The organism is Paraburkholderia terrae (genome assembly GCF_002902925.1).
GTDB classification, from domain to species: Bacteria; Pseudomonadota; Gammaproteobacteria; order Burkholderiales; family Burkholderiaceae; genus Paraburkholderia; species Paraburkholderia terrae.
The window spans coordinates 446124-462499 of sequence record NZ_CP026113.1 but is presented as its reverse complement, the minus strand read 5'-3'; the positions used below and the strand labels follow the sequence as shown (position 1 = coordinate 462499).

Below are 16376 nucleotides of genomic sequence, written 5' to 3'. Positions count from 1 at the left end.
TCGCATCGAAATTTGCGATCACGATTCATCAATCGAACTTGACCAGGTCCTTAAAGATCAGTTGACCCCAGCTATTTCCGCGCGCCTGCACAAGCAGTCCACCTTCCAAAAGCCCGCCGAGTTTGATCGGCGAGAAACCGAGGTTTTCCGCTAGCGCAGCAATCTCCGCTGCGGCGCCGTCATCGTCGCTCGCGAGGAACACGACTCTTCTCCCACCATTTACGGCCGGGTCCCGGTCAAGGACGGCCGCGGGCAAATGATTGAAGCCCTTAACCAGCCTACCGCCAGTGAAGGCCTGCGCGACGGCCCTAGACGACGGTTGTCCCCCCAGTTCCTCAGGGGGCACGCCGTAGGCATTGGTCACATCGACGATAGTCTTCCCCTGCCAGGTGGACAGCGCCTTCGCGACATCCTGGTGCGACTCGAAACGGACAGCCAAAAAGACGATGTCCGCCTTGACCGCTTCCGCCAGTTTTTTGGGAATGATCGTGGGTCCGATCGCGGCTGCAGCGGATGCAAAGCTTTCCGGGTCGCGAGTGGTTGCAACGGACACTTCGATGCCGCTTCGGGCAAACGCCTTGGCGAGCGCCTGGCCGATCTTGCCGAAGCCAATGATTGCGTAGCTCATATATTCTCCTTCGGTTTACCACGCCCGACGGGCTCCAGATATCGAATGGAGTGACCGGCCGGGCATAGCGCGTCAGATTTGCGCCAGGCCGCCGTCAACGGCGATCTCGCTGCCGGTCATGAAGCTGCTGTCCGAGGACGCGAGAAAGGCAGCCGCCGCCCCCAGCTCCGCCGGATCGGCCATGCGCTGAAGCGGATTCATCGAGGCGAAGACCTTCATGCCCTCCTCGCCCAGTGCCTCCTTCGCGAGTTCGGTCGCCGTCGGCCCGGGCGACAGCACGTTCACCCGGATGCCGGTGCCCTTCAAGTCCTCCGCCCAGGTCCGCGCGAGGTTGCGCACTGCCGCCTTGCTTGCGCTGTAGGCGCTGAATGCCGGGGCGCCTGTGGTGCCGGCGCTCGATCCCGTCAGGATGATCGAACCGCCCTCGCCCATCAGCGGCAACGCCTTCTGGACCGTGAAGATCGAACCCTTCACATTGGTGTCGAAGATTTCGTCGATGTGCCCGGCGGTGATCTTGCCGAGCGGAAGCGGGCTTCCCGCCCCCGCATTGGCGAAGACGATGTCGAGGGTTCCGCGCTCGGACTTCACCGCCGCATAGAGTCGGTCGAGGTCGGCCAGATCGGAGACCGAGCCCTTCACCGCGCGGGCATTGGGCCCAAGGTCGGCCACAGCGGCGTCGAGCGCTTCCTGCCGGCGGCCGAAGATAAAGACGAAGGCGCCCTCCTCGATGAAGCGCTTTGCTGCGGCGCGGCCGATGCCGGTAGCGCCGCCGGTGATCACGGCCGTCTTTCCATTCAGTCTGTTCATGTCATGCATCCTTCGAAACAAAAGCGACAGACACGATTCTGAAGCTCTTGATTCATGAAGCCAATTGACTAAATATCTATAGGTTCCATCTACTTTTTAGATACCTATGCTCGACAACGTCACCATCAATCAACTTCGGGCCTTTGTCGCCGTGTGTGACCAGGGAAGCTTTTCCGGGGCCGCACGGGAGCTGATGCGCGCACAGTCCGCGATCAGTCACGCGATCAGCGCGCTTGAAAGTGCTTTCGATGTGTTGCTGTTCGAGCGCAACGCTCGCAAAGCGACGCTTACAGCTGCGGGCCGCAGCCTTCTGCCTGATGCTCGCGGGGTGATCTCACGCACCGAGGAAATGAAGATGCGCGCGGTTTCGATTGCTGAAGCCGGCGTCCCACAGGTCTCAATTGCCGTAGATACCTATTTTCCGCGCGCGCACCTGATTGAATGCCTGCGCACCCTGCAGGCGGACTTTCCAACGGTTGCAATCAATCTGCGCATGACGACCATGCAGGGCGGCGAGCGTCTGGTTCTCGAAGGCACGTGCGCATTGGCGGTGACAATCACGGACGTGCCGGAGGTGAGCCCGGGCACCATAGAAAGGCAGCATTTATGTGAAGCGCAGATGGTGACCGTCTGTGCGCCGTCGCATCCGCTGGCCGCAATCGCGGGGCCGATCCCGCGGGAGGAATTTGGCCGGCATATCCAGCTCGTCGTAACCGACAATCAGCCCGATGCGGAAAAGACACAACAGGGGGTCGCCAGCGAGCGTCAGTGGCTGGTGAATGACCTCGGCGCGAAGCATGATCTGCTCAGGGGAAGCTTGTGCTGGGGGCACATGCCGCATCATCTGGTTGCGGAAGACCTCGCGAATGGAACACTAGTCGAACTCCGACGGCGTGCATGGCATATGCGCCCCCTCACCTTTATGGTCTCGCAGCGACGCGGGTACTCGTTTTCCGAATGCGAGACACGGCTGGTCGAGCTCCTTGGCAATCCTCACCGCTTGACAAAGGATGCCAGCCAGCGCTCCTTCTCACGCAAAGGCAAGAAAAGCCCGAAGGCCCGCCGCGCGTGAGCAACAGTCAGTAGGGCCTGCCAGTCAGGCATCGAAGGCATCGACCGAACCAATGAAGTCCAGCTTCCCGACGCCGACGCCATTCGTGCGCAAAATTGCGTAAGCCATGGCGACATGGAAGTAGACATTCGGAATCACAATCTGCAGCAGATAGTCTTCGCCAGTCAGCTTACCTGGCACCCAGGATACTTTTACGATCTGATTGGCTGCGTCGGCGTACTGGTCTACCGCCACGCTTTCAGCGAAGTCGATTGTCTTGCGGATGCGCGCACGCGCTTCATCAAGCGTTTGCTCATTGTCTTCATGTCGCGGTGGCTGCTGCCCTGAAAGAAAGGCCGCGCCGCCCTTTAAATAGTCGCACGCGCTTTGTATCTGATAGAGCAACCCGCCCATGTCGGGAGCGAGGCGGGTCGATAGCAGAACGGCAACATCGAACTTCTTCGCATTCGCGAAGCGCTCCGCCTTGTCGAGATACGTCTCCATTGTTTTTACTGCTTGCACGCATTGCGCGATAGCTTGTGCATACATCGGACTCTCCCCAGCTTTTGAGTGACAACTTCCCCTACAATACTGCGACCTATTCCCACGTGAGCGAACGCGTTGGACCGACTAGAAGCCATGGAAATGTTGCTGACCGCTGTGGACAGAGGAAGCCTGTCGGCGGCGGCGCGCGAACTGAAAATACCTGCCAGCACGCTCACTCGCAAAGTTGCCGATCTCGAGGAGCTGCTTGGAACCCGGTTGCTGATACGAACCACCCGGAAACTGACATTGACCGACGCGGGCATGTCATACGTCGCGGCGGCTCGACGCATCCTCGATCTCGTTCGCGAGCAGGAGCGCGAAGCCACGGGCGAGTTCGCGACGGCAAAAGGAGAGCTGGTCGTCACTGCGCCCGTGCAACTCGGTCGGCTGCATATCTTGCCCGTTATCAATCAGTTCCTCGCGCAGTATCCGGACATCAGCGTTCGGCTCCTTCTCTCCGATCGAAATCTTGACCTCATCGATTCGCACGCCGATCTCGCATTGCGGATCGGAGAACTCGCGGATAGCAGCATGATCGCCACGCGCATCGGTTCGTTGCGGCCGATCGTCTGCGCGAGTCCGGCCTTCCTTGCCAACCACACGCCGCCGCGCGAACCCGACGATCTCGTGAAGTATTCGTGCGTCGTGTTCAATAGCCCGTATCTGTCGCCGTGGCGCTTCCGCCTTCCCACGACGAATAAAACCTATGTACTCGGCGTGAAACCCCGGCTCGAGGTCACGACACCCGACGCCGCAGTCAGCGCCGCCGTGGACAACGCAGGCATCACCTACGTATTCGAGCACGATGCCGATGAAGCGATCCGGAGCGGGCAACTCGAGATCCTCCTGCCGCAGTTTGAAATCGAGCCAGTGCCCGTCCATCTGGTGCATGTGTCCAGAAATCTCATGGCCATCAAACTGCGTCATTTCATCGACTTTGCGGCGCCCAAACTCAGGCAATCGCTGTCCAGATTCGGCAAGCAGAAGCGGCACTAGCGCTGTTTCGCTGCCCTCCGCACGCCGTCACGGCCTGACCGCGTGCCCGAGGCTTCCCGGATAAGGCCGGCAGCCGTCAAAGCTCACGACTCCTCGCTCTGGTCACCAAGTACCCGGTCATTCCGGTTCTCGATGACGTCCCGCGTCGCCTTCGTCGCACCGGGACCCGCAGCAAAGCGAACGTCCCGATACGTCAGCGCTTGCCCGTTCGTTGCGCGTACCTCTACGACTTCTACGGGATTCCCACTCGCATGCTCCACCAATGCGATCGGCGGCTTGCCATTGGGCCTTAGCCACTTGTCGCCCCATTGCATCAGCGCGACCAGCACCGGGTATAAGTCCGCCCCCTTCGAGGTCAACCGGTAACCAAAGGTGTTTGCACGTTCCGCGATCGGGAAGCGTTCGAGTATGTCCAGCTCGATCAAACGTTCCAGCCGTGCCGTGAGGACATTCCGGGCGATACCAAGCCCGCTCTGAAATTCGTCGAAGCGCCTGCTGCCCTGCGTGCATTCGCGAACGATCAGTAGCGTCCACCACTCGCCCACCTCATCGAGGGCGCGAGCGATCGAGCAGTCCATTCCATCGAAGCGTTTTCTATACATGATGGACCGTATCGTAGCCCAGGTTTCGTCACGCAACTTAACCAGATTGCGGGGAACAGCTTCCCGGTTTCGGCCCGTAGTGCGATGCAGTGGGCTTCCCTATAGTTTCGTCACGAGACTTAATTCGCAATCTTTCTGGAGAAGCCGACATGGATCGCCGCCTTCTAACACTCTCACTTGGTATGTTCGCGCTCGGCACTGACAGCTTTGTCTTCGCGGGCATCCTGCCTGAAATCGCGCACTCGTTTGGCGTGAGCATCGGCGCTGCTGGCCAGTTGATCAGCGTGTATGCGCTGAGCTACGCGCTGCTCGGTCCGACCATCGCAGCGCTTGCTGCGAACGTTCCACGAAAGCGTCTTCTGCTCAGCGGCATCGGATTATTCGTCATCGCCAATCTCGGCACCATCGTGGCGCCGAATCTCGGCATCGCCTTAGCCACACGAGCTTTCGCAGGTCTTGGTGCAGCGATGTTCTCGCCGACTGCCAGCGGAACGGGCGCGTCACTGGTGCCGCCAGAACGTCGCGGGTACGCCTTGTCCATCATCGTGGCGGGACTGACGACGGCTACCGCGCTGGGCTCGCCCATCGGTGCCGTGATTGGCGGGCTCGCAAGCTGGCATTGGACGCTGGTGCTCGTTGCTGCACTCGGTGCAGCCGCGTTCGCCGGTGTTCTCGCGTTCCTGCCTGAAGTGCCGCTGCCGCCCGCCATCTCGCTGCGCGAACGCCTGTCGCCCCTCACCGATTCCCGCGTCGGACTCACGCTCACGACGACGGTGCTTGCCCAGATCGGCACCTTCATCATCTTCAGCTACTTCTCCGTTGTGTTCGATCGCGCGATCGGCCACAGCGCCCCTGTGCTGGGTGGATTGCTTGTGCTATGGGGACTGGCAGGAACCTTCTCGAATCTGCTGACGGGACGGATCCTCGACAAAATCGGTTCGCACAAAGTCGTTCTGATCAAACTCTCTATCGTTGCAATCGTCATCCTCACGATGCCGATCACCGGCGCACATCTCTGGAGTGCAGCGATCGCAGTGACGATCTGGGGCGCCTGTGCGTGGGGTGTGCTGGTGCCGCAACAGTTCCGCCTCGCGAGCCTGAATCCGCCGATGACGGCTGTGCTGGTCGGCCTCAATACTTCAGCGACTTATGTAGGTGTGTCCATTGCTGGGGCTCTCGGTGCTGCTGTGATCCCGGTCATCGGCAGCCATAACCTGGGGTATCTCTCCAGCATTCCCGTGGTCATCGCGATCCTTGTCTCCGGGCTCGCGACGCGCCGTATCGCATCGTTTGCAAAAACAGCAAAAGGCGCCGTAGCGGCTTGAGTTTCAATCCCTTTACGAGGAAAAAAGCAATGTCTAATGCAAGCACATTTCGTCAGCTGCACGACAATTCGATCCCGCTCCGCTTGCCGAATGTCTGGGATGCCGGCAGCGCACGTCTCGTTGAGGCGTTGGGTGCATCTGCCATTGCCACGACAAGCGCCGGATTTGCGTGGGCATTGGGATATCCAGACGGCCGCATACTGCCTTTCGATGAGGTTATCGCTTCAGTTCGGCGTATCGTCCGCGTGCTGAACGTGCCCTTGTCGGTCGATATCGAGAATGGCTACTCCGACAATCCGAAGACCGTTGCGGACCATGTCATGCAACTGGTGGATCTCGGCATCGCCGGCATCAATATCGAAGACGGCTCAGACCCGGCATCGCTTCTCGCCTTGAAGATCGAGGCGATCAAGGACGCCCTTGTGAAGTCGGGTTCGGATCTCTTCGTCAACGCACGCTCCGACGTCTTTCTTGCAGGCCTCGCTGAAAAATCGAAGCAGCCGGAAGAGTCGATTAGTCGCGGCAATCTGTATGCATCAGCCGGTGCGGACGGTCTTTTCCTTCCTGCCCTCGTGCAGTCATCCGATATCGAGACGATCGTCGGCGCAACCCGACTGCCTCTTAACGTCATGGCCGTACCAAGGCTCGCCGACGCAGCGACCCTCGGAAAGCTGGGCGTGCGGCGGTTAAGTGCAGGTAGCGGTATCTCGCAAGTCGTGCTCGGCAAAGCGAAGACCCTCGCGCAAGACTTTCTCGACAATGGTCGTTCTGAGGCGCTCGATAACAATCCCCTGCCGTATTCCGAGATTCAGAACCTGTTCGCCAGAGTGACGAATCCGTGAGCAGCAGATGTGTCCCGAGACTTCGACCGCTTCTGTCTATCCGACTATGTGCTGGTCGATACATGCATTCATGGGTACACGCTGATGTCCGCCCATACCACTTTTCATTACTCAACACACAATGGAGTTTTTGATGATGCTTAAAGGCAAACGCGCTCTGGTCACAGGGGCGAGTCGGGGTATCGGGGCTGCAATTGCGAAGGCTTTAGCCGCCGCCGGCGCAGACGTGGCGATCACATATGAAAATTCGGCAGAGCAGGCCGCCAGCGTTGTGAAGGCGATCGAAGCGGAAGGCCGCCGCAGTATCGCAATCCAGGCTGATAGCGCAAATGCAACGGCCGTTCAGGCGTCCGTACAGAAGACCGTCGAAGCATTGGGTGGGCTCGATATCCTGGTGAACAACGCCGGCATTCTTCGGATGGGCGATGTAAAGGATATTTCCATCGAAGACATCGACGCGACGCTTAACGTCAATGTGCGTGCTCCGATCCTGGCCGCAAAAGCCGCAATCCCCCACCTGAGGACGGGAGGGCGAATTATTTCGATCGGTAGTTACTTTGCCGACCGCGTACCGGCCTCGATGCTCGGCATCTATGCTGGCTCAAAGTCCGCTCTCGTTGCGTTCACCCAAGGATTGGCGAGAGAACTCGGCCCGCAAGGAATTACGGCAAATCTCGTCCAGCCTGGCTCCATAAACACAGATATGAACCCGGTCGAAGGTCCGTTCGCGTCGACACTGAAATCACTGACGGCCACAGGCGACTACGGCAAAGGCGAAGACATTGCGCAGGCGGTGGTCTTCCTTGCGAGCGCCAACGCCAGTTACATCACGGGCGCTACGCTCACCGTCGACGGTGGCGCCAACGCTTAAGGGTCGACACAGGCGTCGGTGTGGCCAGCATACGCGCGAGTAGCGATTCGTACTCGAATGCGCATGCCGCGCAGGCGCACGAGGCCCGGCCTGGCGGTCGCATGCGGTCTTTGGCTACACGGCAAAAGCTCCGCATTGTCGCGTCTGCTGCATCGCGCTGAAGTTTGCTGATCGCGACGAAGCTGTCGTTCGCGGGCGAGTGTTTAGCGGTACCTTTTGGCCGGTCGCGGAAGATCATCGCCTATCCTCGACTCGCTCTCCCTCTTGCCGTGTCGAAATTCCGTGAACGGCCCAGAGGAGCCATTGCGTCCGCAAACAGGAACGTCCGCTCACGCCATGACCGGCCATTCGGTAGCGCCGGACGACTGCCTCCTCGTGGCCGGGTCGTGCCTATTGACCGGACGATTGCTGTTCTTTCGTGTCACCAAGTCCCGCCAGGAACCGCTCAGCCAAATCGGACGTGTCAAGTCGCTCGATCCACCACTCCAATGCTCGCCCCACCTTGTCTTCGCGCCAGGCCAGGTAGCAATTTGTCAGTTCACGCACGCCGACAATGCGTCGGGCGACGAGTCTCCCCTCATGGATCGGCCCTTCCGCTACACGCTCGGGCAGCATTCCGACAGCGATACCTTCGCACAACGCTTCAACCTTCGCGCCCAGTGTCGGCACGACAATCATCATCTGTCCATCGTGTTTGGCCACCGGTTGAGGTTGCAGTTTGCGCGAAGTGTCGCTTATGACAACACCTCGGTATCTTGCGATCGTCTCGCTTCGCAGCGGCTCGAGGATGCCTGCGAGTGGATGGTCCGGTGCAACGACGAACACATGTCGGAGCGTGCCGATTGGTCGAGCTGCGATGTTGGCGGCATGCGGCGGCTCACCAAATGCACCCACGGCCAGATCGGCCCGTCGGGTAATCAGCGCATCCCAGACTCCCCCAAGCACCTCGGTGGAAAGGCGTAGTTGGGTAACCATCTCGAGATCGTAGAAGGCACGTACATACGGCCACAAAGATGCGGAAGGCAAGATTGCGTCGAGGCATATCCGCAGCTCCGATTCCCAGCCGTCTTGTATTCCCTTTGTTCTGATTTCCAGATGTCGAGCAGCGTGTAAAAGGTGCCGCCCTTCATCGACAAGGAAGCGACCGGCTTGCGTGAGTTTTGCTCGTCTGCCGCTGCGATCGAAAAGCTCGACGTTCATATCGCCTTCCAGCTTCTGCACGAGGTACGTGAGTGACGAAGGAACTCGATGCAACGACGTTGCTGCTTCAGCGAATGTGCCAGTGCGGTCAATCGCGTCCAGGACCGCAAGAACTTCAAACGAAAGCTTTATCGCCACAAACGTTGCGTCCTCAGTTGTTGCTACCCGTTGATCGCCGTCAGCGCGAACATCGGGCAATTTTCAGCAGCGCTTGCGCTCGCATGGGGTCACGCAAGTGCTATCAGATAGAAGGAGCCGATGCTTTCGCACTAGTCCGCAGCAGGGAAGTCCAGCGTAGTGTCGTTGATACGGTTAAACAGATTGGTGAATGCAATACTGGCTATGGCCATCGCGACATCGACGATTTGTGCATCAGTGACGCCGGCCTGTTTGACCTCCGTTATCACATCGGTTTGAACCGTGCCGCTCGTTGTGATTAGATGCAGCACAAACCTGGCCAACGCATCATCGTGCGCGTCGCCCGACGGCCGGCCCTGACGCAACGCCAGAATGGCTTCACGGTCAAGACCCATCTTTTTGCTCAACAGCGTGTGTGCGGCGAGGCAATAGTCGCAGCCGGTTGTCTGGCTAACGACCAGTTTAACGACTTCGATATCCCGCGCGCTCAAGCTACTCTTTTTGAGCGATGCCTCCAGACTCAGTACCGCCTCCAGCGCGACCGGGCTATTACCGCCGATTCCAATATATGAATTTGGGACCTTGCCGACAGTCGCTTTGACACCTTTAAACAATTCGGCTGTGTGGCCGGTGGCTTCAGACACTGCGATAGTATGGAGACGAGGCATGACATATTCCTTTGAGGTGGGAAAAAATAGGCGAATAGCGGGCGACATGGCGAGTGAAGCCTGGTTAACCTGATCAGTCACTCGCTGTGAGCGGTGCGCTTTGATTGAGCAATAGCGGACGAGCGAGCAGAAATGCGCCGACAAGCGCCGCGCTACCCAGTGTGACCGCGAGCACGAAACGCCAATCAGGGTGCAGCATGATCTGTGGCAAAAAACCCACCGTCAGCGCGGGTGGAAAGTGGAGTCGCAGTACACGCAATGTCACGATTCCGACCAGCAACGAAACGACGACGGACAACGGGCCGGCGCCGAACCACAAAAGCGCGGCGAGCCCCACAGCGGCGGTGAACGCGCAGACAAGGGGCAAAGTGAGGGGCCGCTTCGCCCATGGACGGATGTTGGCGTTGGTGAAGATCTCGAATGCGGTCATAACAAGCGGGGGAAACAGGATCAGCCGTAGACCGGTGACGCGGGCTAATCCGTACGCCACGAGAACAAACCCGAAGAAGATGAAAATGGGTAGCCACGTCCCGAGCCGGGGCGCACGCTCAATTTCATCGGTTTGGGCCACGGTATCGAGCGCGGGCGCCTGACCAACATCGCCCGAAGCCAATATACGGCCATAGATCGTGGAGACGAGGGCCAGAATCGCCATCACGGCCGCGATGGAGATTGGATACCACCAGCTCGTGATACCGAACACGAGAGGCAGAAAGGCTGCGGAAATGGCTGGCATGATCGGCGAACGCATCAAACCGATGATCAGTATCGCGCCGGCAATGGTCATCGCCACCGACCATAGGCTGTACACCATCGCTTGCGTGAGCGCGGTGCCCAGTGCCGCGGTCACAGAGGGCGTGATCGCCAGCATGACCGGCGAGCGTGCCCACTCTCCCGCGGGGCGCGTGAACACGTCATAGCTCAACGCGGCCAGTTCGGGAAAAAGAACGTAGAACGCGCCAGTCAAAAGCGCCGCCTTCGCGACAACAGCGAGAAGAACAACCGAAAGCACTGGCCCAAGGATCAATGCGTCGGTGAACGTGCCACGTCGGTCGCGGCGCATGGAAATGCTCATCAGAAAAAAACCCTATCGGCTGGCATAGTCCGATGATAGGGATTTCGGATTTGTGCGAATATTCGCGTATCTGCAACCCTACCTTGCGTTAATGCACCGATGTTCGATTGGGAAAACATTCGATATTTCTTGGCTATCGCTCGCATCGGGACGCTGTCGGGCGCCGCCCGAAGTCTCAAGGTTGATCACGCGACGGTGAGTCGGCGTTTGAGCGCACTGGAGAGCGAAATCAAGACCCGCTTGATCGAGCGCCAGCCCAGGACTTGCAGGCTCACGCCGATCGGCCAGCGCGTGTTCGAATTGGCGCAGGAAATGGAAGAAGGCGCGTACGCTGTCGAACGACTCCTGGACGCCAGCCGTTCGCCGCTGAGCGGCAAGGTCACGCTCAGCGCACCGCCCGTCCTCGTGGCGAATTTTCTGGTTAAGCATCTAGCAGATTTTCGTCGTGCAAATCCAGGCGTACAACTGTCCGTCTCGTGCGAAGCACGGCAGGTCTCCCTAAGCCGAAGGGAGGCAGATGTTGTCCTGAGACTGACTCGGCCTGAGGAACTCACGAGCGTCGCGCGGAAGCTGGGGCGCGTGTCGTTTGGTCTGTACGCGAGCAAGGACTATCCTCATCTGCACGATCCGTCCGCCTGGGAGTTCATCGCCTATGACGCTGGCTTCGTGGGCGTGCCACAGCAGAAGTGGTTGACGAGCGTTGCAGGGAAAAGGCCTATTGCCTGCGAAATCAGCGATATCAATGGCCATCTGGTAGCGGCGCGGGCAGGCGCGGGCGTGGCGGGTCTCCCTGATTTCCTGGCCGATACCGATGCGAAACTGCAGCGCCTCACGTACGGTGGCGAAGCGTTTTCGCGAGATATCTGGATGGCCGTTCATCGAGACCTGCGCCGTTCGCCGCAAATACGGGCCGTCATGGACTTCCTGGTGAAAATCGTAGCCGAAAACCCCGCCTTGGCGGACCATCGCCCCTAAGCGGACGTTTCGTTGCATTGACGCGAACGTCCCTTGTTGGCCGACGTCGCCGTAACCCGTCGTACAAAAACGTTGGTCCACGCCAGCGTCAGCTTTGTGATGTCATTGTCGAGCGGGTGAAACCGACCAGTTGCAGTCAGTAGTACGCATATCTTCAGACGCCTGAAAGAGATCGAACAGCGAGCACTGCCGGACTATGCTCTGACATAGCATCGCAACTTCACGTATAGCGTCTTATCACCTCATGCAGCCGGTCGCAGGCTCTGGCGAGGTTTCTCTCTGGTGAGGTCGCGACACCCAACAAAAGTCCTGACCTCGCTGAGGCCGGCGACGCATACCAGGGTGACAGCGGTGGCGGACCCAATCCGAACTCTAACAATGCTCTCGCGATGGAGATGTCCGAGACGCCGTCGGGCAACCGCACGAGTACGGCCAAACCGGCAGTCGTGGTCTCGAAAGCGCGCTCCTCGAGGCATTTGAGCAACGCGTCGCGTTGAGCGGCATAAAGGCGCTTCATTCGTCTCAGATGGCGCATGTAGTGTCCGTCGCGCATGAACTGCGCCGTCGCGAGTTGCACAGACAGCCAAGGCGCGGGAGCGAGGCATGCTGCCACTTCAGCGAACCGGGATACAAGCGGCAAGGGGGCGACCACGAATCCCAATCGCAGTGCTGGACTGATCGTTTTGCTAAAGGAGCCAATATGTATGACGCGCTGGCCACGATCAAGCGACGCGAGCGCCGGCGCGGCGCGTGCCGTCAGTTGCAGTTCGCTCAGATAGTCGTCTTCAATGATCCAGACTTTTTCTTTCGCAGCCCAGTCGAGAAGGCGCAGACGCCTCGCGAGCGATAGCGTGGGACCAAGCGGTGCCTGCTGCCCTGGCGTTACGACAACCAGATCGGTATTCGGCTCATGCTGGAGGCCGTAGTCGATATTGAGCCCTTCCGCATCTACCGGTATCGGCGAGAGGGACATATTCGCGAGTTCCAACCCGTGTCGGGTGAACGGAAAGCTTGGGTTCTCCACCCACGCCCTTTTGCCCTCCAGACCCAATACGCGGAGTGTCAGTCCGAGCCCGCCGCTAAACCCGCTCGTGATGATGATCTGTGCGGGTGAGCACGTGACGCCGCGCGAAATGGCGAGGTAGGCAGCTATCTCGCGCCGCAGTTCCAGTTCGCCCCGAGGATCGGGATAGACGACTGATGCGCTGGATTCCGCGCGTAAAGCGAATGACCGAACTTTTGTGAAAAGTCTGGCGGGTAGCGTTTCCTGTGCGGGCACGCCCATCTGGAAAAACGCCGGCCCGGCCGTGAGTTCCCCGTACATCTCCATGAACGAACCCGGATCAGGCCGTTCTTCCACCTGAACGGAAGCGGGTGGCCGATCCGCCACCCGTGTTCCCGTCGCGCGAGAAGCAATAGTGAGTTGAGCGTCGGCAAGTCGGTCATATGCCTCGCGCACCGTGCCCCGGGCAACGCCAAGTTGGGCTGCGAGGTCCAGCCATGATGGCAGACGTGCTCCCGGCGCAAGCACGCCGCTCTCTATTGCAGTGCTGATTGCGTTGCGGATCTGCTCGGCCAATGAAGCCTTCGCGGACCGATCGAGCTGTATTTGCAGCGGCTTGGTCATGCGTTCATGGTACATAAAAAATGTTCATTCCTGGTGCTTACCTGTGGCCCAGCGTGCATCCACAATACAAGGGCCATAAGGAGACGCATCCTCATGAACATTCGATCTGTCCTCGCTGCTGCCTGCGTAACCGTTGCCTTCACCGTCGCAATGTCTGCTACTGCGCATGGGACGGGTGAAACCGTTATACCCAGTTTCGAGCATGCCATCCCCAACATGCCGGGCAAGTCGTTGACCGCCGTCGTCGTCGACTATGCCCCTGGCGGAGCGTCGCCGTCACACGAGCATGCGAAGTCGGCCTTTATCTATGCCTATGTCGTCTCGGGCGCCATCGAGTCACAAGTGAACGACGGCCCGAAGCGAATCTATCGCGCAGGTGAAAGCTTCTTCGAGGAGCCGGGTTCTCTTCATCGTGTGAGCCGTAATGCGAGCAAGACCAGGCCCGCGAAACTGCTGGCGGTGTTCGTGGCTGATTCCGACGACAAGCCCCTGACCACACCAGCCAAGTAAATCAGGCACATCAAGGATGTGAACACATGCGCAAGCGTCTCGACTACAACCCGATCGCGCCCACAGACATCAAGGCGCCTGGCGGTGTCTACGGCTACGTCATGCCGAGGCCCGGACGACGCCTGAAAGCGGTTGGATCCATGCCGTGCATTGCGTGGAACGCCTGCGAGAAGTTGCTTCGACTCGTGAATCCAACCATCCTCGCGACCTCAGCGACCGGGCGCGTGGTCGTCGCCAGCAATTCGGCCGCTTTTCGTAGCCGCACAAGCTTCAACATGCTCATCGGCGGCTGCCCGAATGCCTTCATGAACTGGGCGGCAAACGCGGAACGGCTCATGCCGGCGATATCGGCTAACCGCTCTACGGTCCATGGCGATGACGGGCGCTCAAAGATTGCTTCGAGTACCCCTGCGAGCCGTTTGTCGGCAAAACCTGTCGCCCACGGCAGCTCGATTCCCCCAGCGTCTATCTGCCGCCGCATCACCATGATCAAGCACTGCTTGAGCAGTGCTTCCACTAATGCACGCGAGCCGAGCCTCGGCTGCGCGCATTCTGCCAGGAGCATGATGAACTGGTTCTTCAAACCTGACTGCCCGTCGAACTGCGCGATCAGCGGCCGACGCAGCGCGCTAAATGGATCCGTGCCGTGATGCGTGTCGAACTTCAATTCACCGCATGCGGTAGCGATGCCGGCCGAGCCTTCACCCGCCTGGATTGTCGGCACTGTTTCTCGCGAAGGCCAGTCGGTGAGACGTCCGTGTTTCGTTTCGTTGCTGGGCGACGGATGGTCGCTTTCAATCGCGTAAGCGATGCCAGGCGGCAATAGCACAAAACTGTGCGAACTCAGCGCGACGCGCTCGCCCGTTTGCGTCACGAGTGCGCCTCTGCCTTCCATGCAGTAGTGAAGGCTTGCCGTTGCGCTGGCGTCGAAGCGGGCGCTCCAGCCGTCGCGAATGTCGCACAGGGTGAAATTCGCCACACCGATGTCCAGTGCGGCAAGGAAGCGTTCGAGGACGGGAAGCTCAAAGATAGGGCGACTAGTCATGGACGAATTCGAACCAAATCGAGACCAAATGGAACGGGCACCTCTCTACTATAAGCATGCAGACCATTGATTACAGGAGAAACCCATGTTCGATATGAAGCATCTTAGCCGACTCAAGAAGCTGGAGGAAAACGCATCGGAAGCAATGAAAAGCTTCTGGGCATTTGACAAGGCGGTCTTTGAAGAAGGCGCGTTGAGCGTGCAACAGAAGCAGCTTATTGCCATCGCCGTCGCATTGACGACGCAGTGTCCCTACTGCATTGAACTGCACACAAAGGCTGCGCGCGACGCAGGCGCCAGCGAAGCGCAACTGTCGGAAGCCGCACTCGTGGCGGCGGCCATTCGTGCAGGCGGTGCCATCACGCACGCTTCACATCTGTTCCGCGGTTAAGCGAACACATGCGCAGGCGTCTCGACTTCAACACGATCGCGACCCGCTGAAGAAAGGCGTAAGGGTCGAAAAGCTCGCGCTGGTACAGGCGTGGGAGGATTCGACGAAGTTGAGGCGTGTCGTATTAGGAATACGAAACAAGTGTGACATCGTTCTCCGTGTATGCGCCGATCCGCGGTTGCCGAAGTACCGCGGGCCAACGGCAAGCGACTCGTCCGTTTAGCAACCGCCGGAAGCAGAGGAGAAAGCGTCGCCCAACAACTCGAACGAAAGCCAGTCCGCCTGGAACGAAATCACGCTTGTGCCTCAACCTTCCCTTCATCCATAGGAGTAAGCATGACCAACGGAATCACCAGGACCAATGCCGTCATCGAATGTATCCTGAGCCGCAGTGCCGCCAAGTATTACGACCCCGCCGCCACTTTGAGCGACGACCAGATTCGCGAGCTGGTACACATCGGCACCTCTGCGCCCACTTCCTTCCACTTGCAGAACTGGCGCTTCATCGCCGTGCGCACGCGTGAAGCCAAGGCTCGGCTCAGCCCGATCGCCTGGAACCAGCCCGCGATCACCGAAGCAGCCGTTACCTTCATCGTCTGCGGCCAGCTGGCCGATTCCAGCGTGATACCAGAACGCCTGGCTCCGCTGGTTGAAGCAGGCGTCATGCCGGCAGCGATGGTGCCGGAATGGGAAATCCCCGCTCGCGATCTGTACATGGAATACCCGCAGCGCCAACGCGACGAGGCAGTACGCACCGGCACCTTCGGCGCGGCGGCGATGATCTATGCGGCCCGCTCGCTGGGCCTGGGTTCGACGCCGATGATCGGTTTCGATGCCGAAGCGGTGCATCGCGAGTTCGGACTGGCCAAGGACGAAGTACCCGTCATGCTGTTGTCCGTAGGTTCGGAGCGTGCAGGAAACTGGTCGCAGAAGCCGCGCCGTCCGGTGGCTGATGTGCTGGATCTGGTATAGGCGCGTCGCCGCGATAGCGGCCGAGCTAAACGACTAAGCGGCTGCCAGGCGGGAGGCAACCGCAAATGTACCTCCCACGTGCAGGCCCGAACAGCTTCGACCCAGGA

18 protein-coding genes are annotated in these 16376 nt (G+C 59.4%); 9 read left to right on the top strand and 9 right to left on the bottom strand.

From position 1 onward, the window contains the following. Positions 1-28: 28 nt before the first annotated feature. The gene (locus tag C2L65_RS31815) at positions 29-628 is read right to left on the bottom strand and encodes an NADPH-dependent F420 reductase (protein WP_042316061.1); all 600 of its coding nucleotides are present in this window, start codon (positions 626-628) and stop codon (positions 29-31) included. Positions 629-700: 72 nt separating this feature from the next. Beyond that, positions 701-1435 carry an SDR family NAD(P)-dependent oxidoreductase gene (locus C2L65_RS31810; RefSeq protein WP_042316072.1) on the bottom strand — a complete coding sequence of 245 codons (735 nt, stop codon included), beginning with the start codon at positions 1433-1435 and terminating at the stop codon, positions 701-703. 106 nt (positions 1436-1541) lie between these two features. Here C2L65_RS31810 and C2L65_RS31805 point away from each other — a divergent pair, with 106 nt between their 5' ends. Further along, the gene (locus C2L65_RS31805; RefSeq protein WP_042316058.1) at positions 1542-2507 is read left to right on the top strand and encodes a LysR family transcriptional regulator; all 966 of its coding nucleotides are present in this window, start codon (positions 1542-1544) and stop codon (positions 2505-2507) included. A 24-nt stretch (positions 2508-2531) separates the two neighbouring features. Here the strand turns inward: C2L65_RS31805 and C2L65_RS31800 are convergent, their stop codons facing one another. Further along, positions 2532-3035 carry a DUF1993 domain-containing protein gene (locus tag C2L65_RS31800; RefSeq protein ID WP_042316056.1) on the bottom strand — a complete coding sequence of 168 codons (504 nt, stop codon included), beginning with the start codon at positions 3033-3035 and terminating at the stop codon, positions 2532-2534. A 90-nt stretch (positions 3036-3125) separates the two neighbouring features. Here C2L65_RS31800 and C2L65_RS31795 point away from each other — a divergent pair, with 90 nt between their 5' ends. Further along, positions 3126-4028, top strand: a complete 903-nt coding sequence (locus C2L65_RS31795) for a LysR family transcriptional regulator (RefSeq protein ID WP_267895453.1) — start codon at positions 3126-3128, stop codon at positions 4026-4028. Between the two features lie 83 nt (positions 4029-4111). Here C2L65_RS31795 and C2L65_RS31790 read toward each other — a convergent pair whose 3' ends face one another. Continuing rightward, positions 4112-4630: a winged helix-turn-helix transcriptional regulator gene (locus C2L65_RS31790; RefSeq protein WP_042316051.1), complete on the bottom strand. Its 519-nt coding sequence runs from the start codon at positions 4628-4630 to the stop codon at positions 4112-4114. A 149-nt stretch (positions 4631-4779) separates the two neighbouring features. Between C2L65_RS31790 and C2L65_RS31785 the strand changes: the two genes are divergently transcribed. From C2L65_RS31785 to C2L65_RS31775, 3 genes are all read left to right on the top strand, one after another. Further along, positions 4780-5955 carry an MFS transporter gene (locus tag C2L65_RS31785; RefSeq protein ID WP_042316048.1) on the top strand — a complete coding sequence of 392 codons (1176 nt, stop codon included), beginning with the start codon at positions 4780-4782 and terminating at the stop codon, positions 5953-5955. Beyond that, positions 5952-6797: an isocitrate lyase/PEP mutase family protein gene (locus C2L65_RS31780; RefSeq protein ID WP_345789602.1), complete on the top strand. Its 846-nt coding sequence runs from the start codon at positions 5952-5954 to the stop codon at positions 6795-6797. Before C2L65_RS31785 ends, C2L65_RS31780 begins: the two co-directional genes overlap by 4 nt. A gap of 130 nt (positions 6798-6927) precedes the next feature. Further along, positions 6928-7668, top strand: coding sequence for an SDR family oxidoreductase (locus tag C2L65_RS31775; protein ID WP_103254662.1), 741 nt, complete (start codon positions 6928-6930; stop codon positions 7666-7668). Positions 7669-8058: 390 nt separating this feature from the next. Here the strand turns inward: C2L65_RS31775 and C2L65_RS31770 are convergent, their stop codons facing one another. The 3 genes from C2L65_RS31770 to C2L65_RS31760 form a co-directional block, all read right to left on the bottom strand. Further along, a complete protein-coding gene (locus C2L65_RS31770; protein ID WP_042316066.1) occupies positions 8059-9000 on the bottom strand; it encodes a LysR family transcriptional regulator in 942 nt (313 codons plus the stop codon). 137 nt (positions 9001-9137) lie between these two features. Continuing rightward, positions 9138-9674, bottom strand: coding sequence for a carboxymuconolactone decarboxylase family protein (locus C2L65_RS31765; RefSeq protein ID WP_042316064.1), 537 nt, complete (start codon positions 9672-9674; stop codon positions 9138-9140). Positions 9675-9747: 73 nt separating this feature from the next. Further along, entirely contained in the window at positions 9748-10749 is a 1002-nt protein-coding gene (locus C2L65_RS31760; protein ID WP_233446692.1) for an HPP family protein, read from the bottom strand. Between the two features lie 99 nt (positions 10750-10848). Here C2L65_RS31760 and C2L65_RS31755 point away from each other — a divergent pair, with 99 nt between their 5' ends. Beyond that, the gene (locus C2L65_RS31755; RefSeq protein WP_042316042.1) at positions 10849-11724 is read left to right on the top strand and encodes a LysR family transcriptional regulator; all 876 of its coding nucleotides are present in this window, start codon (positions 10849-10851) and stop codon (positions 11722-11724) included. 220 nt (positions 11725-11944) lie between these two features. On the opposite strand, the gene pdxR is transcribed toward C2L65_RS31755, so the two are convergent. Beyond that, positions 11945-13351 (bottom strand): MocR-like pyridoxine biosynthesis transcription factor PdxR, encoded by a 1407-nt coding sequence (pdxR, locus tag C2L65_RS31750; RefSeq protein ID WP_042316039.1) that lies wholly within the window; start codon positions 13349-13351, stop codon positions 11945-11947. Between the two features lie 93 nt (positions 13352-13444). On the opposite strand from pdxR, the gene C2L65_RS31745 reads away from it, so the two are divergent. Beyond that, the gene (locus C2L65_RS31745; RefSeq protein ID WP_042316036.1) at positions 13445-13861 is read left to right on the top strand and encodes a cupin domain-containing protein; all 417 of its coding nucleotides are present in this window, start codon (positions 13445-13447) and stop codon (positions 13859-13861) included. 94 nt (positions 13862-13955) lie between these two features. Here C2L65_RS31745 and C2L65_RS31735 read toward each other — a convergent pair whose 3' ends face one another. Further along, positions 13956-14906: a helix-turn-helix domain-containing protein gene (locus tag C2L65_RS31735; RefSeq protein WP_042316033.1), complete on the bottom strand. Its 951-nt coding sequence runs from the start codon at positions 14904-14906 to the stop codon at positions 13956-13958. Positions 14907-14991: 85 nt separating this feature from the next. Here C2L65_RS31735 and C2L65_RS31730 point away from each other — a divergent pair, with 85 nt between their 5' ends. Together C2L65_RS31730 and C2L65_RS31725 are read left to right on the top strand one after the other, a co-directional pair. Beyond that, positions 14992-15297, top strand: a complete 306-nt coding sequence (locus tag C2L65_RS31730) for a carboxymuconolactone decarboxylase family protein (RefSeq protein WP_042316031.1) — start codon at positions 14992-14994, stop codon at positions 15295-15297. A 336-nt stretch (positions 15298-15633) separates the two neighbouring features. After that, complete coding sequence (locus C2L65_RS31725) at positions 15634-16269, top strand: nitroreductase family protein (protein WP_042316029.1); 636 nt, start codon at positions 15634-15636, stop codon at positions 16267-16269. Positions 16270-16376: the final 107 nt, after the last annotated feature.